Source organism: Streptomyces sp. NBC_01428 (assembly GCF_036231965.1).
In the GTDB taxonomy this organism is placed as follows: Bacteria; Actinomycetota; Actinomycetes; order Streptomycetales; family Streptomycetaceae; genus Streptomyces.
In genome coordinates this window covers 8,493,970-8,518,227 of record NZ_CP109499.1, presented here as the reverse complement: position 1 = coordinate 8,518,227, position 24,258 = coordinate 8,493,970, and the positions used below count along the sequence as shown (strand labels likewise).

General features: G+C 73.2%; 9 protein-coding genes. 2 read left to right on the top strand and 7 right to left on the bottom strand.

Going from position 1 to position 24,258, the window contains the following annotated elements; all coding sequences use genetic code 11:
- Position 1 precedes the first annotated feature (1 nt).
- From OG406_RS37080 to OG406_RS37050, 7 genes are all read right to left on the bottom strand, one after another.
- On the bottom strand, positions 2 to 745 hold the full coding sequence (locus tag OG406_RS37080) for a hypothetical protein (RefSeq protein WP_267051842.1): 744 nt from the start codon (positions 743 to 745) through the stop codon (positions 2 to 4).
- Positions 746 to 798: 53 nt separating this feature from the next.
- Positions 799 to 1,671: a TauD/TfdA dioxygenase family protein gene (locus OG406_RS37075; protein WP_266610353.1), complete on the bottom strand. Its 873-nt coding sequence runs from the start codon at positions 1,669 to 1,671 to the stop codon at positions 799 to 801.
- Positions 1,672 to 1,729: 58 nt separating this feature from the next.
- Positions 1,730 to 2,428 carry a hypothetical protein gene (locus OG406_RS37070; RefSeq protein ID WP_267051841.1) on the bottom strand — a complete coding sequence of 233 codons (699 nt, stop codon included), beginning with the start codon at positions 2,426 to 2,428 and terminating at the stop codon, positions 1,730 to 1,732.
- Complete coding sequence (locus tag OG406_RS37065) at positions 2,373 to 3,458, bottom strand: GSCFA domain-containing protein (protein ID WP_267051840.1); 1,086 nt, start codon at positions 3,456 to 3,458, stop codon at positions 2,373 to 2,375. Before OG406_RS37065 ends, OG406_RS37070 begins: the two co-directional genes overlap by 56 nt.
- A gap of 25 nt (positions 3,459 to 3,483) precedes the next feature.
- Positions 3,484 to 12,999: a non-ribosomal peptide synthetase gene (locus OG406_RS37060; RefSeq protein ID WP_329190100.1), complete on the bottom strand. Its 9,516-nt coding sequence runs from the start codon at positions 12,997 to 12,999 to the stop codon at positions 3,484 to 3,486.
- A complete protein-coding gene (locus OG406_RS37055) occupies positions 12,996 to 16,973 on the bottom strand; it encodes a non-ribosomal peptide synthetase (protein ID WP_329190098.1) in 3,978 nt (1,325 codons plus the stop codon). The genes OG406_RS37060 and OG406_RS37055 overlap by 4 nt, the downstream gene beginning before the upstream one ends.
- 938 nt (positions 16,974 to 17,911) lie before the next feature.
- Positions 17,912 to 20,959, bottom strand: a complete 3,048-nt coding sequence (locus tag OG406_RS37050) for a glycosyl hydrolase (protein WP_329190096.1) — start codon at positions 20,957 to 20,959, stop codon at positions 17,912 to 17,914.
- Between the two features lie 1,012 nt (positions 20,960 to 21,971).
- Between OG406_RS37050 and OG406_RS37045 the strand changes: the two genes are divergently transcribed.
- Entirely contained in the window at positions 21,972 to 23,261 is a 1,290-nt protein-coding gene (locus tag OG406_RS37045) for an ABC transporter substrate-binding protein (protein WP_329190094.1), read from the top strand.
- Between the two features lie 52 nt (positions 23,262 to 23,313).
- Positions 23,314 to 24,255, top strand: a complete 942-nt coding sequence (locus OG406_RS37040) for a carbohydrate ABC transporter permease (RefSeq protein WP_164375424.1) — start codon at positions 23,314 to 23,316, stop codon at positions 24,253 to 24,255.
- Positions 24,256 to 24,258: the final 3 nt, after the last annotated feature.

Here is a 24,258-nt window from a genome sequence, read left to right as displayed (position 1 = left end):
CTCAGTGTCTCCGTTCCCTCAGGGCTGTCGCCAGGCCCGTCGCGAGGTGGTGCAGGACCGACGGGACCGGGGTGTCCGCGGCGGTGGACGCGGCACGGACCGTGGCTCGGGTCTGGGAGGACGGGAACGTGGCCGTGTAGGCGGCGGGGTCGGCGGTGGCGTACGCCTGGGACAGGGCCGGAGTGAGGGCGTCCGCGTGGGCGGTCGCGAACGCCTCGGCGTTCGCGGTCGTGCTGAGGCGGGCGTACGTGTGCCCGTACTCGTCGGCTTCGGTGCCGGTCCGGCCGTTCGCCAGGGCGTAGTCGCGGGCGTTGGCGTGCGCCTCGGCGTAGGCGGCCGCCTGCGGATAGGCCCTGCGGTAGGTGGCCAGGAGCACCGGGTGGAGGCCGGCGGCCCAGACGGCTGCCGGAGCGAGGGTGCCCTCGGCGGCGCGCAGGTGGAGGTCGATCAGTGGCCCCACCGGTGTGCGGGCCCGTGTGGTCTGGTCGCCGCCGGTCGGATCGCCGGCCGCCAGCAGGGGCAGGGTGGTCCGGGCGTACCAGTGGTGAAGTGCTCGGAGACCTCCGAGCCGGAGGGCATCCGCGGTGGGGACGAGGACCTCGTCCGTCGCGAGTCCCTCCCGCAGGGCCGAGGTCAGTTGTTCGGTCCAGTGCGGTGGGGTCACGGGAGCGGGTGCCTCCCCGGAACCGGCGGCGGCCGGTTTCGCTGTCGTCCCGGGTGGTGCGGTGGCGGGCGTCGTGTTCATGGACGGTGTCCCTCGGTCCGGGAAGGCGTACGCGGTCGATCGGTCGGGGGGCTTCAGGCCTGGGGACGGGTGCCGTTGATGGCGACGCGGCGGCCGTAGCGGCTGTGCGGGAAGTAGTCCCAGACCGCGTGGTGCTGCACGCAGCGGTTGTCCCAGAACACGAGGGTGCGCGGCTGCCAGCGGACGCGGCACTGCAGGAGCGGGGTGCGGGCGATGTGCGCGTAGAGCATGTCCAGGAGGGCCGTGCTCTCGGAGCGTGACAGCTGGGTGATGTGCGACGTGTAGGGGCCGTTGACGAAGAGCAGCTTGCGGCCGGTGTCGGCGTGGCGGACGACGACGGGGTGTTCGGTCCGCGGGACGTCGTACTCGGGCGGGATGGGCTGCCCCATCCAGGGCAGCGCGCCGTCGTGCACGGCGGTCAGACCGTCAAGGAAAGTGCGCATGGCCGGGGACAGCAGCTCGTAGGCGAGGTGCATGTTCGCGAACAGGGTGTCGCCGCCGCTGCCGCCCTCCGGGACGGTCGTGATGTGCAGCATGGATCCGAGGGACGGCTCGGCGTCGGCGGTGCCGTCCGCGTGCCATCCGTTGCCGGCGACGGCGCGGGACTCCTTCGTCGCCCTGATCTCCAGTATGTGCGGGTCGCTGCCCTCCTCCGGGAGCGCGACCGGGTGGAGTTCGCCGAAGAGGGCGGCGAAGCGCTTGTGCCGTTCGGTGGTGAGGTCCTGGTCGCGGAAGACGAGGACGTGATGGTCGAGGAACGCGGCGCGGATCTCCTTCTCCTGCTGCGGGGTGAGTTCCTCGTTCAGGTCGACGCCGGACACCTCCGCGCCGATGAGCGGGGTGATCGTGTCGACGGTGATCGTCTCGTAGGGCTCGGCGGGGCGGGTGGTGATCCGCTCGACGGCTTCGAGTGCGTACGGGTCCATGGTGTCCTCGCTGGTGGTCGGGGGTGGGCGATGGGGAGGAGAGGCGGAGGGGGCGGAGTCACACGCCCCGGTCGAGCAGTGCGGCGACGACGAGGCGGCCGAAGGCGAGGCTGCCGTGGATGGTGTCGTCGGGTTCGCAGAACGCGGGGCGTTGCAGGCCGTCGGCGGAGGCCACGTGGGCACGGAGATCGACGGTCTCGACTCCCCGGGCGCGCAGTTCCTCGTGGAGGACGTCCTGTGCCGCGAAGAAGACCCGGGGGTCCGCCATGCCGGGCACGCGTTGCGGGGGCAGCAGGGCGAGCGTGCGCAGTCCGAGGGCGGCGGCACGGTCGTAGAACGCCAACGCACCGCGGGCGGTGGCACGTACGAGGTCGCCGAAGAGGGCGCTCGTGAGGAACCCGGGCGTGTACGCGCCTTCGGTGTCGCGGTGCACGGACCAGTTGGCCGCCGTGGCGACGGTGTGGACGCTCAGGCCGAAGGTGCACACCAAGGGCACGGTGAGCCGCCCGAGCGCCCGGGTGTCGAGCGTGTCGAGGAACCCCCGGTACAGGCGTTCGGCCTCGGCGTCACGGAAGGTGATGTCGTCCGCGCCGCGCGGGTCGAAGAACGGTCCGAGGAAGTCCCGTCCGGAGCCGGTCGGGCCGCCGGCGAAGGGCAGGCCGGCCGCGCGCGCCGCCCGGCCGACGGCTCCGGCGTGCGAGTCACCGAGCAGGAGGAACCGAGCCCGGCCCGTAGTAGTCGAGTACGGCGTCGTCACACCCTTGCTCCTCTCCACCGTGGCTGGGCGGGGCCGGCACGGTGGCCGGGCGGTCGTGGCGCGGCCCTTCGCCGGAGCGCCGTCCGGTGGTTCCCGCGAAGAAGTGGCTCATCACGAAGGCCACCCCGTCGGGGGTGACGGTGCGCAGGTTCGGTTCGTAGGACATCGCCCGGTAGGGGAATCCGGTGACGATCTCGTACGACGGGAAGTAGTCGACGTGGTCGTGCTCGTCGGCGAGTTGGCCGGCTGCGGCTCGCAGGACGGACTTGGAGTGGGTGGTGGCGACCAGGGCGTGCCGCCCCGTGGCGGTCGCGGTGAGCGGGACCGGCGACACGGTGAGGAGCGTCCGGAGGCGGGGGTTGACGCCGCGCGCCATGCCCAGCGCGGCGCTCAGGTCGTCGGTGACCTCCGCCACCGTGTGGTTGCGCAGGACGTGCCGGGCGGGATCGTAGGTGCCGCCGACGGTGCCCGGGCACATCGGCAGGACGGTGTCGGTCCCGGTGTCCCACCAGGCCTCGGTGAGACCCAGGGTGAAGACGAGGACGCGGGCCGTCGTCAGCGCGGCACGGATGGCGGCGAGGGTCACCGAGCGGGCGGCGCGGGCTTCCTCCAAGGAGGTGAACCCGCCCGGCTGAAGTGCCGGGCGGTAGGGGTCGATCAGTCCCTTCTCGGACGTCCACCAGTCTTCGGGAGGCTTCTCCTCGTCCAGGGCCCAGGCGATCCACTGGCGCAGGGCGGCCGCGGTGTAGATGTTGCCGGTGCGGAAGGAGAAGCGGCGGTAGCCTCGCTGCTCGCGCTCGGCCGGGGTCAGTCCGGGAGGCGGGAGTTCGGCGTCGTACCAGTGCATGCCCTCGGCGAGCAGGGCCGGACCGATGTGCCGGGCGAAGCAGGAGCCGGCGGTGACCACCGGATCGTCCTGTCCGATAGGGAACTTGGGGCTCCACAGGTCGGCGATGTCCTGCGGGGCGGGTTCTGCGACGGCCGTCCGCCAGAACGAGCGGGCCGGCAGTCGGGTGTACGGGTGTGCCACAGGGAGGTCTCCTCGGCTGCCGGGGTCAGGAACTGGCGGCGGGGGCGGGGTGCTCGGGGACGCCGGGCGGGGGATCGGGCAACGGAGCGGAAGCGGTGAGGTCGCCCGCGATGACCTCGGCCACCGCGCGCACGTGGGGGTCGGCGACGAGTTCGTAGTGCGTGACGGGAACGTGGTGGGTGCGGAACGCGGCGGGCAGACGGGGCTCCCACTCGGCGGCGGTCGACGGCGCCGCCATCGCCACCGGCAGTTCCCCGACGGGCTGTTGGGCGAGCCAGAGCGAGCCGGGGGTCCTCGTCAGGCGGGGCAGCCGGTGCCCGGCCAGGGCGGCGAGGTTGGCCCGGCAGCACTGGGCGAGCCGTTCGGCGTAGGCCCTGCCCTGTTCGGTGAGGGCGTGGTCGGCGCGGTTGCCGCGGAGTTCGAGGGCGAACACGGCCGCCACCTGTTCCTCGTCGACCGTGGGACGCGCGGCCGGGTCGGGGGACGGCGGATCGAGCAGGTAGAGGGCGCCGGGGGCTTCACCGGCCTCTTCCGCGAGGGCCGCCATCGTGAGCGCGGTCCATGCCCCGAACGACCATCCCGCGAGCCGCAGTTGTCGTCCCGCCGCGGGGAACTCCCGTCGGACGGCGGCGAGGTACTGGGCGGCGCGTTCGGTGAGGGACCAGTCGGGCGCGTCCGGGGCGGACAGTGCCGGGTCGGCGATCAGACAGACCGTCAGCCGGTCGGGCAGGGCGGAGACGAGGGCGCGGTATGCCTGGATGTCGCCCCCGACGGGGTGGACGAGGCAGAGCACGCCCGGGCCCGTTCCGCGCTGCCAGACGTCGACCGCCACCGCGTGGGTACGGGGTGCCGGCCGGACGGCCGTGAGGTGGCCCAGGATCTCGTTCAAGGTGACCCGGTGGGTGAGCCGGGACAGGTCCAGGTCGGTGCCGTAGAGCCGTTTCACCTCGTCCAGGAGCTCCAGCAGGGTCAGGGAGTCGGCGCCGAGGTCGTACAGCGGGGCGGCCTCGTCCAGGGTGTCCAGGCCGAGCAGGGAACGGGTCGCCTCCCGCAGCGCGGCTGCCGGGTCGCCGTCGGGGGACTCGGCTCGGGTGTGGGTGATCGGTGTACCGGGCTCCGGGCCGGGTTCGGACCGCGGGTCCGCGCCGGTGGCCGGGGTGGTGTCGGGGACGGCTTCGTAGAAGCGGACGGCCTCGGCCAGGTCGGTGGTGCAGACGAGGAGTTGGGGGAGTTGTAGCTCCATCGCCCGGTCGAACACATCCACGCCCTCCGCCGGGGTGAGCGCGACGTCGAGGTGCGCCCGGTGGCGTGCGTCCCGCACTCGGGCGTCGTGCGCCATGCCGACCTCGCGCCAGGCGTCCCAGGCGACGACGGTTCGTGCGGTGCCGTCGTCGCCGCTCGTGTGGTGGGCGAAGCCGTCGAGGAGGCCATTGGCGCCGGCGTAGTCGAACTGTCCGATCCCGCCCAGCTCGGCTGCCATGGAGGAGCAGTAGACGACCGTGCCGGGCCGGTGCGTGGCGATGAGCCGCTCGGTCAGCAGGGCGCCCCGGAGTTTGGCCGCGATGCCCCGGCGGGCGGCTGCCGCGTCCCGCCGCACGAGGAGCGTTCCGTGCGCGGTGCCCGCCGCGTGGACGACGCCGGTCAGCCCGTCGAGCCGGGGGCCGAGGCGGGCGGCGATGGCGTCCAGGGACTCCTCGGCCAGGTCCGCTCGCACACAGGTGACGCGGTCCCGCCAGGCGGCGAGCGCCGCGGGCAGTTCGCCTCTGCGCGACAGGAGCACGACCCGGGTGTCCGGTTCCCGCAGGATGCGCGCGGCGAGCGTGCTGCCGATCCCCCCGGTGCCGCCCAGGACGAGGTGCGTGCCGGGCTGCGGCCGGGCCGGGGATCCGTGCCCCGGCAGGCCGTCGGACGGCGTCTCGGTCACGGGCAGGCGTACCGGCTGCCACCAGTGCCCGTCGCGCAGCGCGAGGCGGGGCCCGGTGGGCGCGGTGTCGGCGAGGAGCGCGGTCAACCGGTCCGCCCAGTGGCCGGGTTCGGCGTCCGGGAGGTCCACCCACCGTACGGTCAGGCCGAGTTCCTGACGGGGCGCTTCGCTCGCCGCTGCCGTCAGAGCGAGTTCGGGCCGCCCGGTGGGGCCTGCCACGGGCTGGACGGCATGCGTCAGCACCCACGGCCGGGGTCGTACGTCCGGGGGGACGTCCGCCAGTGCCGTGCACAGGGCGGCGACCGTGTCGAGGCACGCGTGAACGGCGGCGTCGACGGTGGACTCGTCGACCGGACCCCGCACGGCGAGGGGCAGGGTGTGCAGCCAGTCGGTGTGCGCGCCGGTTTCGCGGCTCACGTCAGCGATGATGCGGCCGAGTTGTCCGGCGTCGGAGGGATCGGCGCGGTACGTGTCCGGCCCGAGGCGGGCGAAGGCGGGTCCCGCCTCGACGCGCACCACGCGTGCTCCGCCCCGGCCCGGAGCCGCCCAGGCGCTCCACTCCGTCGCCGCGTCGCCGACCACGACCACGGTGCGTGCTGCGGCGGGAGCGGGCCCGGTGCGGGCCCGGCGCGTCCGGACCCAGTGCTTCTGGTGCAGCCACCGGTCGGCGGGCAGCCGTTGCGGGAACCCGGGCCCCTCCGGGTTCCCGGAGCGGCGGAGGTCGTAGTCGGTGAGGTCGAAGGACGGGGGCGGGAAGTCCCAGGGGGCCGGGACGGGGTGCTCCCGCCAGTTCACGGGACGGCCGGCGCACCAGGCGTCCGCCAGTTCCTCCGGTGTCGCCCGACGGGCGTCCACGTGTTCACCCCGCGTCCGGGGGACGGCGACGGGCTCCACGGTGCGCAGCCAGTCGACGGCCGCGTGCACGTCGGGGAGCAGGCGGGCCGCCCGGTGGTCGAGTGCGGGGCGTCCGCTCCGCAGATGGCGTACGACCTGCTCGTAGCGGTCGGGGTGGGCGGCCAGGTGGTCGGCCGCTCGGCGGGCGTCCGCTCGGAGCGCCGGCGCACTGTGCGCGGACAGCGCCAGGAGCGGCACGAACGCGTGCGCTTCAGGGGTGTCGGCCCGGAGGGGTTCGGCACCCCCGGACCCCGTCCTCACAGCGTCGGACGCGGATCCAAGGTGCCGTGCGGCAAAGGGAGTTGCGCGGTCCTGCGCCCGTACGTCCGTCGGGACCGCCTCCGTCGCGAACGTCAGGTCCCCGGTCCCGGCGCGGTCGGCCCTGTCCGTGGAGCCTTCGGCCGCGCCGGGCGGGGCCTCCTCGACCAGGACGTGGGCGTTGGTCCCGCCGATGCCGAAGCTGCTGACGGCGGCGAGGCGCGGTCCCGCCGACCGCCAGGGCTCCGCGGTCACCGGGACGCGGAAGGCCGTGGCGTCGATCTCGGGGTTGAGCCGGTCGAAGTCGGCGGTCGGGGGGATCGTCGCGTGGTGCACGGCGAGGACCGCACGGACGAGACCCGTCACGCCCGCGGCGGCGCCCAGGTGACCGATCTGGCTCTTCACCGACGACACGGCGATCCGGTGCCCCCGCGGCACGTCGTACGCGTCCTGGAGAGCGCCCGCCTCGACGGGGTCACCGAGGCGGGTGCCCGTGCCGTGGGCCTCGACGTAGCCGACGTCGGCGCCCCGGCGTCCCGCGCGGCGCAGTGCGGTCCGGACGGCCGCGCGCTGCCCGGACAGGGACGGCGCGCTGTAACCGAGCTTGTCCGCGCCGTCGTTGTTCACGGCGGAGCCGGTGACGAGGGCGTAGACGGTGTCGCCGTCGCGGCGGGCCAGGCTCAGTGGTTTCAGGACGACGACCGCCGCCCCGCTGCCTCCGACGGTGCCGCCCGCGTCGGCGCTGAAGGCCCGGCAGTGGCCGTCCGGGGAGAAGATGTGCTGGGGGCGGTAGGTGTAGCCGTCGGTGAGTTCCGCGTCGACCAGCACTCCCCCGGCGAGCATGATCTCGGCGTCGCCCTGGCGGAGCAGCTGGGCGGCGAGGTGGACGCCGACCAGGGAGCTGGAACAGGCCGTCTGGACGCTGAACGCGGGCCCGGTCAGGCCGAGATGGTAGGCGGCCTTGGTCGCGAGGAAGTCCTTCTCGTGGTGCAGGGCGAGCCGGAAGCTGTCGGGGAGGTCGTCGGGCCCGGCTTCCCGGATCAGCCGCTGGAAGTAGGTGTTCTCGCCGCAGGCGGCGATCAGTCCGACCTGTCGCCCGGCGGGGTCGGCGATGCCCGCGTGGGCGAGGGCCTCCACGCAGACCATGAGCATCTGGCGCTGCTGCGGGTCCATCAGCCGTGCTTCGTGCGGGCTGATGGTGAAGCGCGCGGGGTCGAAGGCCAGCGGACGGTCGGACTGGCTGCGTGCGCCGACCCGGCCGGCGGGGGCGGTGAAGTGCTCCACCCCGCGTCGGCCGGAGGTGACCAGGTCCCAGAAGGCCGCGAGGTCGGGGGCGCCGGGCAGCCGCACGGCCATGCCGACGACGGCGACGGGCTCCACCGACGGCTCCGTGTCGCCGGGCCGGGGTGCGCGGACGGCGGCGCGTGGTCCGGCGTCGATGGCGTCCTGGGAGGGGGTCTCGGAGCCGGGTGCGGCGGCGGTGACCGGAGTCGGGTCCTCGGGATGTGAGGTCTCCGCCGGCTCCACGGGCGCGGAGGACGGGGTGGGACGGGTGAGGGCCGCGGCCAGGGACCGGACGGTGACGTGCTCGAACAGGTCGGCCATACGGAAGGACAACCCGGCCTCCGTGGTGCAGTGGAGGTGGAACCGCATCAGGTCGAGGCTGCCGGCACCGGCGTCGAAGTAGTGCTGTTCCGGCGCGGGCCGCCTGCCGGTGACGACGGCGAACAGCTCGGTGAGCCGGGCCTCCAGAGGTGACAGCGAACCGTCGGACGCGCCGGTGGCGCCCAGGTCGACTCCGTCCGCGGTGAGCGCGGCCGCCCGGTCGAGCTTGCCGCTCGGGGTTCGCGGCAGCGCCTGCAGCCGGCGGACGCGCCCCAGCCGGACGTGGGCGGGCAGCAGTTCACCGAGGTGGCGGTCCAGGTCCGCTGGGTCGGGGTCGGGGCCGCGGCACTCCAGGCAGGCGACGAGCCGGCCGTGGTCGGCGACGGCGACGGCGACCGCGTTCGTGACGCCGGGGTACTGGAGCAACGCGGCCTCGACCTGGCCGAGTTCGAGCCGGTGTCCGCTGAGTTTGATCTGTGCGTCCTCCCGCCCGGCGTAGTGCAGCAGGCCCTGTGCGTCGAAGCGCGCCAGGTCGCCGGTGCGGTAGAGGGTGCCGCCGTCGGGACCGGTGGTGAAGCGGTCACGGTTGAGTCCGGGATCACCGAGGTAGCACGGGGCGGCCATGGGGCCGCCGACGAGGAGACGGCCCGTGACACCGGGTGGGACGGGGTGGTCCTCCGCGTCCACGACATGCAGTTCGGCGTGCGCGACCGGGCGGCCGATGGCGGGCCTGGTCGGCCAGGTGGCCGGGTCGCCGCTCAGGCACAGGCCGCTGACCACATGGGTCTCGGTGGGGCCGTAGTGGTTGAACAGGCGGGCGTTGTCGAGCCCGGCGAACCACTGGCGGATGGCGTCGGTGCAGACCAGTTGCTCCCCCGCGGTGACGACCTCGCGCAGCCGCGCGGGGAACCGCCCGCTGCGGACGGCGTGCTCGGCGAGGAGCTGCAGCGCCACGTAGGGCAGGAACAGACGCTCCACCCCGTCGGTGTCGAGCCGTTCCAGCAGGGTGGCGAGGTCCTGTCGCCAGGCGGGTTCCACCAGGCGGAGCAGGCCGCCGGTGCAGAGCGTCGTGAAGATCTCCTGGAAGGAGACGTCGAAGGACAGCATGGAGAACTGCTGGGTGACGGCGGGTCCCGCGGGGCCCGCCTCGCGCTGCTGCCAGGCGATGAGGTTGCACAGGGTCCGGTCGGGGACCTGGACACCCTTGGGGACACCGGTGGAGCCGGAGGTGAACAGGGTGTACAGCGGCCGTGTCGCCGGGCGGGGCACGGTGTCGGGTCCGGCGGGCGGCAGGTCGGTGAGGACGAGCGGAAACCGGGGCAGGCCCGTCGGGGCGACGGCGTCCAGGGCAGGGGCCGTGTGCGGAGCGTGCAGGACGCAGAGTGGCTGCGCCTGCCGCAGGACGTGCCGGAGCAGCGCGGGCGGGTAGGCCGGGTCGAGCGGGACGACCGTCAGGTTGAGGCGGGTGCAGGCGAGCAGGGCGACGACGTGCTCGGGGGACGGATCCAGGTAGAGGGCGACGCTCGCGGGAGCGGCCGGGTCGGCGGGCAGGGGGTGCAGGCGGCCGATCTCGGCGGCCAACGAGGATGCTGCGGCGTCGAGTTGGGCGTAGCTCAGGGTCGCCGTGCCGTGCGCGAGGGCCGGCGCGTCCGGGGTGTGCCGGACCTGGCGGGCGAAGCCCTCCGCGATGCTGGGGAACTCCTGCGGCAGCGCGCCGCCCCGGGCGGTCGCGGCGGCGCCGGTCCGCCAGGGTGCGACGAGGTCGGCCACCGTCCGGTCCGGCAGGTGGGTGAACCCGTCCAGAGCCGTGCGGAACAGCCGGGCCACGGCGTCCACGCGGTCGGCGGGCACGCGTGCGGGGTCGTACTCCCACAGGCACTGGAGGCCGGAGCCGTCCTCGACGACGGACAGGGTCAGAGCACACTTGGCGGCGGGTGGCTCGGTCCATCGCGGGCGCAGCGTGCAGCCCGGCAGACGCAGTGCGTCGAACTCGGTGTTCTCCAGGACGAAGAGGTAGTCGAAGAGGGGGCCTCCGGTGCGGAAGGCGTGGTCGTCCAGGACGTCGGCGAGGGCGATGTCCTGTCCGTCGAGAACGGTGGCCGCGCTGGTGGCGTGCTCGTGCAACTGGGCCCGCAGGCCTCGCCGCGGGGCGGTGTGCAGGGGCAGCAGCACGGTGTTGGCGAACATGCCGACGGTGTCGGCGAACTCGGGACGCGGACGACTCGCGACGGGTGTGGCGACAAGGGGGCGGCTCTGCCCGGTGACGCCGTAGAGGGCGCAGGCGAAGGCGGAGAGCAGCAGGTGGAACCTGGTCACGCCCTGGTGTGCCGCCCAGCGGTCCAGCTGGGCGGCGCGCGCCGGGTCGACGGACGTCCGGATCAGACGGGCGGCGGCACCGCCGCCGGCGGGTACGGGGTCGAGCGGGGGCGAGACTTCGGGCGTGGCGCGGTAGTGCTCGGCCAGGCGTCCGCGCTTCCGCCGGTAGGCGGCGCTGGTGCGCCATTCGTGCTGCCAGGCGGCGAAGTCGAGCGTGGTGACGGCGGGTTCGCTGACGACTGGTTCGGTGGCGGTGTCCGCGAGCGTGCCGTCGAGGGCGGCCGTGTACGCGGCGGTGAGGTCGCGGAACAGCAGGCTGAGCGACCAGCCGTCGACGGCGATGTGGTGCAGGTGGAGCAGGAGCGTTCCGCCGTCCGTGTCGGGCAGGAAGGCGGCGCGCAGCATGCGCGGGTCGGCGAGGTCGAATCCGGGCGCGAAGAACCGCTCGGCGGCCTCCTGCCGTCCCTCCCCCGCCCGTTCGTCCGCGGGCCGCCACGGGTCGTAGGGCTCGGCGGTCTCCTGGACGAGTCCCGTCGGACCGACGGTCAGACGGGTGCGCAAGGCGGGGTGTCGGACCACCAGGGAGCGGAGGGCGTGCCGGAGCGCGGCGGGGTCGGGCGTGCCCCGGACCTGGAAGGTGAGCGGGACGTCGTAGGAGCGGTCCTGCGGGTCGCGCTGGCGCAGCAGCCAGAGTCGCTGCTGTTCGCTGGTCGCGGGGGCGCTGCGCAGGCCGGGCGTCGTGCGGACCGGCGGATGGACGCCCGCGGCGGCGTCGGCGCGGTGCACCGCTTCGGCGATGGTGGCGAAGTCGGCGCGCAGGAGCAGGTCGTGGGGCAGGTCCGCGCCGTGGTGTTCCAGGAGGGCGAAGCGGAGGCGGAGGGCCGCGAGGGAGTCGCCGCCGCTGGATATCCAGCGGTCGGACGGCGTCAGACCGTGTACGCCGAGGACGTCCTCGGCCAGGTCCAGTACGGTCCGCTGTTCCGGCGTGACGGGTGACTCCGTCGGGCGTTCCGCGCGCCAGGGTGTGCCGCGCTCGCGCAGCAGGCGTTCGGCGTCCACCTTTCCGTTGGCGTTCAGAGGCAGCTCCCCCACGAGGTAGGTGTGATGGGGGCGCATGTAGGCGGGGAGGGCGGTGTCGAGGTGGAGTTCGTAGGCCTCGTAGGGCAGTTCGGCGTCGGGGACGAGGAAGGCGAGGAGTTCGTTGCGGCCGCTGTCGTCGCGCCGGGTGCACACGTAGGCGTGGCGTACGGCGGGATGGGTCATGATGCCGCGCTCGACCTCGCCCGGTTCGATGCGGAAGCCGCGCACCTTGACCTGGCGGTCGGCCCGTCCGACGTACGTCACCAGGCCGTTCTCGTCGACGCGGACGAGGTCGCCGGTGCGGTACCAGCGAGTGTCGTCGTCGCCGGCCGGCAGGGGGGCGAAGCTCCGGGCCGTCTCCTCGGGCAGGTTGCGGTAGCCGAGCGCCAACGCCGCTCCCGCCAGGACGAGTTCGGCGGTCTCGCCCGCCCGGGCCAGGGTGCCGGCGGCGGTCACGGTGGCGCACCGGGTGCCGGCCAGGGGGGTGCCGATGGGGACGTCGTCGCCGTGGAAGTCGCGGGGTACGGCGAAGCACAGGGCGAAGGTGGTCGTCTCGGTGGGGCCGTACACGTTGTGCAGGACCGTGCGGGCTCCCGGGTTGGCCCGGTACCAGCCCCGGAGGATCCCGGCGTCGACGCGCTCGCCGCCGACGAGGACCTGTCGGGTGGTGGCGAAGCAGTCGGGGACCTGGTCGACGACCGCGTTGAACAGCGCGACGGTGATGAAGACCGTGTCCACGGCGCGGTCGCGGAGGACCTGGGCGAGTGCGGACGGCTCGTGGACCACTCCATCGTCGAGGACGACACAGGTGCCGCCGGTGAGCAGGGGGGTCCACACCTCGAAGCTGAGGGCGTCGAAGGCGGGGTTGGCGAGACAGGCGTAACGGTCGCCGGGCTCGATGCCGATGTAGCCGGGCCGCGCGAGCCGGAGGACGCCCTCGTCGGTGGCCTCGACACCCTTGGGACGGCCGGTGGTTCCCGACGTGTAGAAGAGGAAGGCGGTCGGCGCGCCGGTGCCCGTGGCGCTCTCGTCGCCGGTGTCGGCCGCCGGCACCTGTGACACCGGTCCCGCCGCCACGAGAGTGTCGGCGGTGAGCCCGGCCAGGTGGTCGGGCACGGTGTGCGGGGTGTTGTCGTGGACGACGGCGACCGCGCCCGAGTCGTCGAGGATGTGGCCGCGCCTGTCCGCCGGGCTGAGCCGGTCCAGGGGGACGACGGTGCATCCGTGGCGGCGGATGCCCAGCATGACGCAGACGAGCTGCCAGGAGCGGGGCAGGGCCACCGCGACGGCCTGTCCCGCCAGGATGCCGGCGCCGCGCAGTCGGGCGGCGACCCGGTCGGCGATGGCGTCGAGTTCGGCGTAGTCCAGGAGACGGTCGCCGTCCTCGACGGCGGGTGCGGAGGGTGTGCGGGCCGCCTGCGCGCGAACGGAGTCGGCGAGGAGGGAGAGGCCGGCGTGGGTCATCGTCGCTCCCCCGCCGCCTGCCGGCCGACGCCGATCGGCTCGGCGGGTGCGCCCGCGTGGTGGGCGAGTTCGGCGCCGAGGACGTCCGCGACCAGGCCCGCCTCGGCCTTCTCCAGCATCTCCCAGTGGTCGCAGGGCACGGGTTCGACCCGGAAGTGACCCTGGGCGCGCCTCTCCCAGAAGTCCCGGACGTCCGCGTGACGGGGCGTGTCGCTGCCGTCGCCGACGGCCTGGGCCAGCACGAGCCGGGTCGGCGAGGGGTGTGGCAGATGGTCGCGCGCGGTGGCGCGGTTGTGGTTGTAGATGCGGTGGTACCGCTCGACCTGGGCGTCGTCGATTCCGGGGTACATGCCGTTGAACCGCACGAGTTTGTCGCGGAACTCGGCCATGTCGACGGACTCGATGGCGGCGCGTTCGGCGGGGTCGTCGGTGGCCTGGGTGTCGAGGAGGACGACGCTGACGTCGGTGCGGCCGGCGCGGGCCGTCAGACGGCCCATCTCGTGGGCGACGAGGCCTCCGTAGGAGAGGCCGGTGAGGACGAGGGGTCCGTCGTCGTACGGGGCGAGGAGGGCGAGGTACGCCTCGGCCATGGCCTCGACGCTCGGCAGCAGGTCCTCGCCGGGGTTCACGCCCGGTGACTGGATGCCGTACAGGCCGGCCGTCTCGGGGAGTCGCGCGGCGAGGGTCAGGTAGCAGAAGGCGGTGCCGCCTGCGGGATGGACGCAGACGACGCGCGCAGTGCCCGCGGCGCCGGGGGTTCCGGGCCGGAACTCGACGAGGCTGCCGGGTGCCTCGGACGCCCGGCCCTCGCGCAGGGTGCCGGCGAGTGCCTCGATGGTGGGCCGGAGCATGACGTCCGCGACCGGCACGCGGATGCCGAACTCCTCGGTGACGGCGTGGGCCATCTTGATGGCCGCCAGTGAGGTTCCGCCGAGTTCGAAGAAGTCGTCGCCGATGCCGATGTCGGGGTGCAGCAGGATGTCCCGCCATATGCGGTACAGGCCGTGTTCGACGTGGTCGCGCGGGCTGCCGGTGTTCACCTGGTCGTTCCGGTGGGCGCGGGCGAGGTCGAGCAGGGCGCGGCGGTCGACCTTGCCGCTGTGGTTGAGCGGCAGGTCCGGGAGGTCGAGGACGACCGCGGGGATCATGTGGTCGGGCAGGTGCCGGGTGAGCGCGGTCCGCCAGGGCTGGGCATCTGCCCGCGCCCCGGGCGTGGCGGCGACGGCGGCGACCAGGCGCGGCCCGCCCGGCGCGTCGCGGTCGGTGAGCACGACGGCCTCCCTGACGCCGTCCAGGGCGAGCAGCGCCGCCTCGATCTCGGCGGGTTCGATACGGAAGCCGCGCAGCTTCACCTGGTCGTCGGCGCGCCCCACGTAGTGCAGGTCTCCGTCGGGGAGCCGTCGGGCCAGGTCTCCGGTGCGGTAGAGGCGTTCGCCCGGGAGGTACGGGTCGGGCAGGAACCGTTCCTCGGTGAGGTCGGGCCGGTTGAGGTAGCCGCGGGCCAGGCAGGCGCCACCCAGGTACACCTCGCCGACGGTGCCCGACGGTACGGGCTGCAGGTGGGCGTCGAGCAGGCGGAGCCGCGTGTTGCGCAGGGGGCGGCCCAGCGGGCTCTGCCGGTCCAGCGGGCGCGGGTCGTAGTGGGCGGTGCTGTACAGCGTCGCCTCGGTGGGCCCGTAGCCGAAGCACACCTTGAGGCCGGGCAGGTGACGGGTGAGCCGGTGGAGGGTGGCCTCGGGGAGTGACTCGATGCCGGTGAGCAGGGTGCGCAGCCGCAGGCCGGAGAGGCGTGTGGCGGGGTCCTCGTCGAGCCAGCGGACGTACGCGGGTGGCAGGAAGGCCTGGACGATCCGGTGCTCGCGCAGCCACGTCACGAGCGACTCGGGGTCGCCGCGGAGTTCCTCGGGGACGATGTGCAGACTGGCGCCCGTGGTGAGCGGCAGCAGCAGTTCGTGCACGGAGGCGTCGAAGCCGATGCTGGACCAGGCGGATCCGGCGTCGGCGGGCCCGCTGCCCATCCGCTCCTGCCATGTGTCGAAGAGGTTGAGCACGCTGCGGTGCTCGACGGCGACGCCCTTCGGGCGGCCCGTGGAGCCGGACGTGTAGATGACGTAGGCCAGCATGTCCTGGGCTCGCGGTACGGCCGGCGGCGCGTCGCAGAGCGCGCCCTGGGTCTCGATGGCGGTGAGGGCCGACCATCCCCGGGTCCGCACGTGTTCGAGACTGTCGGTCAGCACCAGGGGGCATGCGGCGTCCTCGACCATGCCGTCGAGGCGGGTCTGCGGCTGGGCGGGGTCGAGCGGAAGGTAGGCGGCGCCGGCCTTGAGGATGCCGAGCACGCCGACGACGAGGTCGACCGTGCGTCCGGTGTGCAGCCCGACCACGTCGCCGGGGCCGACGGAGCGGTCCGCGAGTGCGTGGGCCAGCCGGTTCGCCCTGCGGTCGAGTGTCGCGTAGTCGGTGGTCCCCCGGGTGCAGACGACGGCCGCTTCGTGGGGGCGGCGGCGGGCCTGCGTCTCGAAGAGGTCGGTGAGGGCGGAGGCGGCGAGTGGGGAGCCGGGCGCGATGGGGCCGGGGAGCGGGGACGCGGACGTCTTGCTGCGGGTATCGGCGACCGCGCGGGGGGACTCGCCCTCGGCGAGGAGCAGGTCACGGTCCTCCGGGCTCATCAGGTCGAGCGTGCCGATGTGCTGTTCGGGGCGGTGGGCCAGGTCGGTGAGCAGGCGTCGGAGCTGGTCCGCGTGGCGTCGGACGGTGGCCTCGTCGAACAGGGCGGTGGCGAAGTCGAGATGCCCGGCGAGGCCCCCCGCGGACTCGGTGACGGACAGCGCGAGGTCGAACTTGGCGGGCGCGTACGGGATGGGCAGCGGCTCGACGGTGACGCCGTTCAGCCGCAGCAGGCCGGAGCGGTCGGGAACCCACGCCAGCATCGTCTGGAACAGCGGCGCGTGGGCCGCGCTCCGGGGTGGGTTGACGATCTCCACGACCCGCTCGAAGGGCAGCGCCTGATGATCGAGGGCGCCGCGCACGACGGACCGGGTCCGGGTGAGGGCCTCGGCGCCGGACGGTCCTCCGGACAGATCGACGCGCAGCGCCAGGGAGTTGGCGAAGAAGCCGATCAGGGACCGGGCGACGGGATCACGGCGGTTCGCCACGGGACTGCCGACAACGATGTCGGTCTGTCCGGAGAGCCGCGCCAGCAGAATCGACCAGCCGGTCAGGACGGCGACGAAGAGGGTGGCGCCGTGGCTGCGCGCGAGGGTCCGCAGGGCCGCCGTGTCCTCCGGTCCGAGACGGAACTCGACGCGTCCACCGTCGTGTTGCTGCTCGGCGGGACGGGAGCGGTCGGTGGGTAGTTCCAGCAGGGGTGGCGCGTCCTCCAGGGTCCGGCGCCAGTAGTCCTCCTGGGCGCCGAGCGTGCCGTCGGCCACCGAGGCCCGTTCGGCGACCGCGTGGTCGGCGTACTGGACGGTGAGGGGTGGCAGCGGGTCGTCACCATCGGCCCTGAACGCCTCGTACAGGGAGCCGAGTTCGCGCATCATGACGTTCATCGACCAGCCGTCGTAGATGCTGTGGTGGAACGTCAGGAGCAGCACATGGCGGTCGGCCTCCAACGTCACCAGGCAGCCTCGGCCGAGGGGCCCGGCCTCCAGGTCGAAGGGGGCGCACGCCTCGGCCTCCCGCAGGGCGGCCAGAGCCTTCGACGCGTCGGGGGCCCCGGTGAGGTCGGTGCGGAGCAGAGCGAACCCGGTGGTGGGCGGCTCGACGCACTGCCGGAGCTCGCCGTCGACGGTCACCAGCCGGGTGCGCAGCGTCTCGTGGCGGGCGACCAGGGCGTCGAGGGACCGGCCGAACGCGTCGGCGTCCAGGGGTCCTTCGAGCTGGAAGGCGAGCGCCTCGTTGTAGGCCTCGTTCGCGCCCGGCAATTGCGCCAGGAACCAGAGCCGTTGCTGGGCGAAGGACGCGTCCCGCATACGAGATCGGGGTTCCTCGGCATTCCCGCGGGAAAGGCCGGTATTCCGCGGGGCGGGAGCATGCTGGATTGCGTGGGGGGTTTTCTGCACTGCCGAAACCTGGCCTTCCCATGGTGGGGAACGGACGGCGTCGTTCGACCGGACGGACGGGTTCACCGTTCCGGGAGCCGGAAAGCACGGACGACCGTGATGAGCCGGTGGGAATGGAGGGCGGAAAGGGCGGGGCGGGCGGCGACGGTGCCGCCACCCGGCTGCTGGAGGAGAGTGGTCACGCCGATCTGGCGGACATAAAGGGGGAAAGAGTGACGAACTTGGGTCCGGGATCCCCGCAGACGGGCTCGCGGTGGCGCGGATACCGGATCTACGGTGCGGGTGGCCCGGAATCCTGATGGACGGTCAGGAAATACTGTCCCGCGCGATCGGCGCTGCGCACGTTGACTCCCTCGGCTTCACACTGAACAGACGAAATCACATTCCGGCGAGCTCTCGGGGAACTCCCGAAGCGCACCGTGATCATCGATCAGCCGCTCGATCGATGTCAATGTCCTTCAGGGCAAGCCGCCTTGACCGCGCGGCCCCTTCCGGGGCTTCATTCGTGCGGTGACCAGGTGATTCGGATCGGAATTGATCGCACGTAACGAAGTGCGCGACAGGGCGGCGGAGTTGGGAGGGAACGCCCGCTTTCTCAGGGTTGTGCAGGGTGCGGGCGGTCCCGGTTCGTCAGGGGTGCACAGGCGGCAGTCCGGCCCACGGGTCCTCGATGTTCGGGTGGCGGGCGTCGCCGCGTGCTCCTCCTGAAACACCCTGGCCCGCAACGTCAGTGGAGCGGCCTCGGCTTCGCCGTCGAACCGGGTGATGCGGTCCCGTCCACCGGCACCCTTGGACACGTCGTGCAGAGGCGCCGCCTCGCGGAGCCGGCACCCCTGCACGGATCCGTCTCAGGACAAGCGTGCTTCCGCGTACGGCACCAGCCGGACGGGGCCGACCAGTCCGTGGTCCTGGCGGGCCGTGCCGCCGAAGACGGTCGGCTGGGCGACCCGGAGGCGGTTGATCAGCGGAGTCGCGACCTCCACCTCGATCACGTTGGCGCCGCGGTGCAGCAGGCCGGGGGCGAGGTCGACGACCGGGTGCAGCCGGCTGACCGGGGGCAGGCGGCGGCCGTTGACGGTGACCCGGCAGGTGTCGCCGACCTGGCCGAGTTCCAGCCGGGCGCCATGGCCGGACGTCCAGTCGGAGGGGAGGTCCACGGTGGTGCGATAGCGGCCGATGCCCGCGCTGTCGGCGAGTTCGGGGATCGCCGACCAGGGCAGCAGAGCGTCGAGGGCGACCGAGACGGAGACGTGCTCCGTGCGGGTGGCACTGCTGCCGGGGCGCCAGTCGTCCACGTCCAGCCGCCAACGCGTCGGGGTGACGACGGCCGGCACGGACCGGACGGTCGTGGAGACGGGCCGGCCGCGGTCCAGCCGGGTCGTATAGGTGCCGGGCGCGCTCACCCGGACCGCCAGACCCGCTGCGGTGAAGAGGGCCTGATCGGCGTCGGTTTCGACGACGCCCGGCAGGGAGCCGTGCCGGTCGCCGAAGAGTCCGGTGCGACCCAGGGCGATGATCGTCGACTCCCCCGGTTGCAGCGTGATCCGGACGGTGAAGTCGTCGCCGTCCCGCGTGTAGTGCGCGAGCCGGACGGCCTCGCCCGACCACGGGTCGAGCAGATAGGGAACCGAACTGCCCGAGCCCGTGCGGCGCAGGGTGACCTCGTGGTCGATGGCGGCGACGGGCGGCTTGACCGTCTCCGCGTGCTTGCCGTTGCAGAAGTAGTAGAAGTCCGCCTCGGCGGTGGCGCGGTGGGCGTTGAGGAGGGTGGACGACGTGGCGTACCGGGCGTCCGCCGTGACGCCGAGCCGGGACAACGCGTCACCGACGGCCGCCTTGTCGCTGACGAGCGCGACGTTCGAGAGGGCCAGCAACCGGCCCAGGACGTCGCGGAGTTCGGTGGTCTCGCCGTCGGTGGGCACTCCGGGTGTCAGCCCCTGGTCGAAGGCGCCGAGCAGGACGACGGGCAGTCCGGCCCGGGCCAGCGCGAGGATCTTGCGCGCGTCGTCGACCGACAGGGTGGGCGTGGAGCCGTAGAAGAAGTCGCCCTCGACGAACAGGGCCTTGTAGGCGGGCCCTTCCGGTGCGAGGCGGCCCCGCCGGACGGTCGCGGCGGGCAGGTCGAGCAGGGGCCCGCTGAGGAACTGGTGGCTCCATCCGAGGGGGATGCCGGTCGCGGTGAACCAGGAGGCGCCGATGCCGGTGGCGGTGTATCCGGTCTGCCGGAAGATCGCCACGTCCGCGCGCGCCGTGCCGCTCTGCAGCACCCGGTGCAGCCGCCCGAGGTAGCCGGCGATGTCGGGGACGTGCTTCCAGGTGGGCTGGCGCGGTCCCCACGACTCCCCGTATCCGGCGGTGCCGTTGTACGGGCTGAAGGCCGCGAACCCGGGCCAGGCCACCTGGGGCGCGGTGGCGTACGAGAAGCCGTGCAGGACCGTCTGGTTGACGCCGGCCGCGTAGGCGCCGCCCATGGTGCGCAGGAACCGGTCCCAGGTCGTGCTGTAGGCGGTGCCGTTGTAGGCGCCCGCCTCGCAGGACAGGATCGTGTGGCCGGCCATGTCGCGGCCGCCCGCGAGACAGCGGTAGTCGTCGAGGTTCTTGAAGCCGAGGGACTCGCCCTCGGGGATGTCGAGCAGGGCCGCCGAGGCGATCGCGTCCGTCTGGAGACCGTACGGCTGTGAGCGCAGACGCATGCCCAGGGAGTGGGCCCAGTCCCGCAGGGCGCCGAGGTGATGCCGGTTGAAGAGCCCGGAGACGGTCTCCCAGAAGTCGTGCCGGATCTGCCGGGTCAGCTGGGCCTCGAAGGCGAAGACCTGGTTGCTCTTGTCCAGGACCAGGGCGGGCAGGTAGGGCAGCAGGGGGCGTCCGGTGTGCTGCTCGAAGGCCTCGGGGAGCCCCGACGTCCAGGTCAGTCCGTCGGTCTCCAGTTCCACGGAGTCCTCGAAGAACGCTCCGCCCGCGGCCCGCAGCAGGCGCCGCAGGGAGGAGGTCAGGATCATGCGGTCCCAGAAGTCGGTCACCGCGCCGGTGCCCGCGGCACTGAAGTGGTCGACGACGTACGCCGCCGGTGACGCGTGCGGTCCCGACTCGGGTTGCTGGGCCGAGCCGCGCTGCCAGTACGAGATCAGGACCCAGTCGCCGTCGCCGGGGGCCGTCCAGGACAGGACGCCGTCGGTGACGAGAGCGGTGAGGTCCCGGACGCTGTCCAGGTCCAGGCCCGTCTCCTTGCGCGTGGAGTTCGCGGGGTCGACGCGGGCGGCCTGCACGGCGACGAGCGTCTGGCGGGTGACACCGGACTCGGGCCCGTGGACGGCGGCGGGAACGGGCCCTTCGTAGGCGGCACCGGCGGCCAGCGCGAGCCGCCCGTAGGCGAGTTCCTGCGCGGCCACGTCGTCGTCGGGCGTCACACCGGGGACCGCGACGGGCCAACTCGGGCCGAGCGTCAGGTCGATGGTCACCCCGCGCCGGGCGGCTCGGCTCAACGCGGCCTCGACACCGTCCCGCCAGGGTCTGCTGCCCCATCCGTGGTGTTCGGTGTCCAGCAGGGACTTGTCCTTGATGCTGTGGTGGACGGCGGCGATCTCCATGCCGCCGAAGCCCGCGTCGGCGATCTGGTCGATCTCGCGGGCGATCTCGTCCGGGTCGACCAGCCCGTCGGGCCACCACCAGCGGAACTTGGGGCGCACCGAGCGCGGCGGGTTCGCGAACCAGTCGGCCGTGGTCCCGAGGCCGGCCCCCGCCGACCCGGGCGTCGGCGCCGCCCCGGCCCTGCCGCCCGTGACGGCCGGGGCGGCGGAGGCCACTCCGGGAAGCGCGCTCAGGACCGTTGCCCCGAGCCCGGCAGCCAGTGCCGTACGCCGGGCCGGTCCGCTGCGTCGCGGCGTGCGTTCATCCATGGTGCGCCCCAAGTCCGGGAGAAGATCGGGTGATTGAATCGTTTCAATGCGTATCGACGCCGGAACGCTAAGCCTGCGATTCGGCCACGGTCAAGAGATCGGCCACGATCACCTCCGGCACATCCGGGATCGAGGAGGACGGACACATCCGGATCCAGGCGGACGGCATACGCGATGAGGCGGCCGGAGGAGTCACCCCGATCGAGAGACCGCCGCGACCGCGCGGCGCGGAGCAGGCTCCGAGTGCGACAGCCCGCCGGTTCCGCAGCCCGCCTGATCCGCAGCCCGCTCGCTCCGAGGTCCGCCGGTCCCGAGGTCCGCCGGCCCCGCGACTCCAGGGCCCAGCGTGCCCCGGGCACACCTGACGCCCGGCACGCGGCACGCCGCGTACCCCCGCACCCCCGCACCCCCGCACCCCCGCACCCCCGCACCCCCGCACCCCCGCACCCCCGCACCCCCGCACCCCCGCACCCCCGCACCGGAGCGAACCCCGACCCGCCGCGCACCCCATACCGGAGGAGACCGCCGACTCGCCGTGCCCACCAGGCACGTTCGTGTCGGCAGACCCGCCGGAGCCCGACGCACGGGAGCGTTCCCGCCGCACACCCGGATCGTGACGGTTCGCGGCGCGTCGCCGCATTTGGGGAGTTGGCCCGTGACGCCCCGGTACGCAACGAGGAGGGGGCGGCCGGTACGTCGCCTCCGCCGATCTCTTTGCGGGGCGACCGCACACGGCGTGGGCCGGGCGGTTCCGTCGTCCGGCCACCTCACCTGCCGGCGGCGCACCCCGTGAAGTCCGGTCGCCCGTGACGCACTTGAGGGGACGCGGAGGCAAACGGGGTCACGCCTGTCCGCCAACCCTCACGGCACGCACCACCTCGGGGCGCCACCATCCCCGTCACCGGGTGATCGCCCACCCCTTGACCCCGGCCTGTTCGCCTCTTAAAGTCCTCGCACCTTTTGAGGTACATCGATTAACCAGTCGTTAACCGCTTGGTTGGAGACAACCGCTGTGCGCTCTTCGCTGACCCGGCGCGGCCTTCTCGCCGCCGGCTCCGGCCTGGCTACGGCCGCCGCCCTGCCCGCCCTGTCCGGCTGCTCGTCACTGGCCTCGGCGGACTCCGATCCGGACACCCTCGTCATCCACACCCAGCTCGGCACGACCGCGCCGGGCTCTCCCACCTATCTGTCGGCCCTGGACCGGTTCCGCGAGGAGAACCCCGGGCTGAAGGTCAAGAACCTCGTCAACGGCGACGACCTCGGCCAGGTCTACGAGACCTCGCGGCTGGCCCGTAAAGAGGCCGACGTCGTCATGGTCAACCTCTACGACAAGACGCTGGCCTGGACGGACGTCGACGCGACCGTGGACGTGGCGCCGTACCTGGACTCGTGGGGGCTGCGCGAGCGCGTCCTGCCCACCGCGCTGTCCGCCTGGACCGACGGCAAGCACCGGCTGCGGGCCTTCCCGTACTTCGCCACGAACTGGCCGGTCGCCTACAACCGCGCGCTGCTCGACCGGGCCGGCGTCGACGAGATACCCACCACGGGCGACCAGCTCGTCGCCGCCGCCCGCAAGCTGCGGGCCAAGGGAATCGCGCCGGTCACCGTCGGCGGCAACGACTGGACCGGGCAGAAGCTCCTGGCCCAGATCATCCAGACGTTCCTCTCCCAGGACGAGGCGCGGCACGTGTACACGGCCGGCGACTTCTCGGGCCGGGGCGCCCGCGAGGGCATCCAGTACTTCGTGGACCTGCGGGACGCGGGCGTGTTCGCGGACAAGGCCCAGGGGCTGACGTCCGACTCCATGACCACGCAGTACAACACCCGGTCCGCGGCGATCCAGTCGGCGATGTCCTCCGCCCTGGCGAAGGTGCCCGAGGACGTGGCACGGCACACCGAGGTGGGCGGCTGGCCGCTCGCCGAGCGGTCGGCCCACGAACATCCCACGATCATCCGCGCCTTCACCCTCATCGGCTTCTGGATCAGCCCGAACGGCGTCCGCAAGATCGAGCACGTGGAGAAGTTCCTCCGGTTCATGTACCGGCAGGACACCGTGGCGCGCTTCGTGAAGGAGAGCGGCCGCGACATGGCGTTGCGCACGGACGCCGTCAGCGGCGACTTCCCCCTGGTCGCGGCGGCGCAGCGGCTCGGCTCCGAGGTGAGTCAGGTGCTGCTGCCCGACGTGTACGTGCCGCCGGCCGCGGCGCAGCCGCTGATCACCGCGACCAGTACGTCGTTCACGCGCGGCACGAGTGCGGCACGGGTCCGCGCCACGCTCGAAGCCGCGTACCGGTCCGCATGAGCCGGCCGCCCGCCTCCATCGTTTCCGCCGAGCAGTCCCCGGGAGTCACCGCATGACGACGCTGACGACGACACCGGACGGTACGGCGGCCCGCCGCCCCGCACCGCCCGCCCCTCCTGCCGCGGCGGGACGTGCCACCCGGCAGGGCGGCACCGTGCTCGCCGTGCCCGCGCTGGTCTGGTACCTCGTGTTCATGGTCGGGCCGATGCTCGCCATCTTCGTGATCGCCGCACTGCGCTGGCCGGGCATGCTCCAGCCGGTCTCGTTCGCCGGGCTGGACAACGTCCGTACGGTGTTCGCCGATCCGGTCTTCTGGGACGCCACCCGCAACACCGCGGTCCAGCTCGCCGTCGCGCTGCCGGTGATGATCGTGTGCGCGTACATGCTGGGCTACTACGTGGCACAACGGCCGCCCGGGCACCGGGTGATCCGCTACCTGCTGTTCATACCCGGGCTGATCTCGACCCCGGCGAAGGCGATGGTCTTCTACGCGGCCCTGTCGCCGGACGGCCTGGCCAACGGCGCGTTGCAGGGGATGGGGCTCGGTTCGCTGACCGACGCGTGGCTGGCGTCGCCGTCGACGGCACTCGGGTGTCTGATCGCCCTGGACATCTGGGGCGGTATCGGCTTCACCGCGGTGCTGTTCGCGGCCCGGCTGGGCAGTGTGCCCGACGAGCTGGGCGAGGCCGCCCAGCTGGACGGAGCGGGTCACTGGCGCACCATGTGGGCGGTCCACTTCCCCGTGATCCGTGACTACGTGGGGGTCGTGACGATGCTCCAGTTCCTGTGGACGCTGTTCGGCTCGGCGCAGCACGTGCTCCTGCTGACCCAGGGCGGTCCGGGGACCTCGTCCACGACCCTGTCGTTCCTCGTCTACCAGAAGGCGTTCATCGCGGCGGACCTCGGCTACAGCCAGACCGTCGGTGTCGTCCTCTTCCTCGCCGGGCTCGTCGGCCTTCTGGCGATCCGCCGCGTCTTCCGCCAGACCTACTGAATC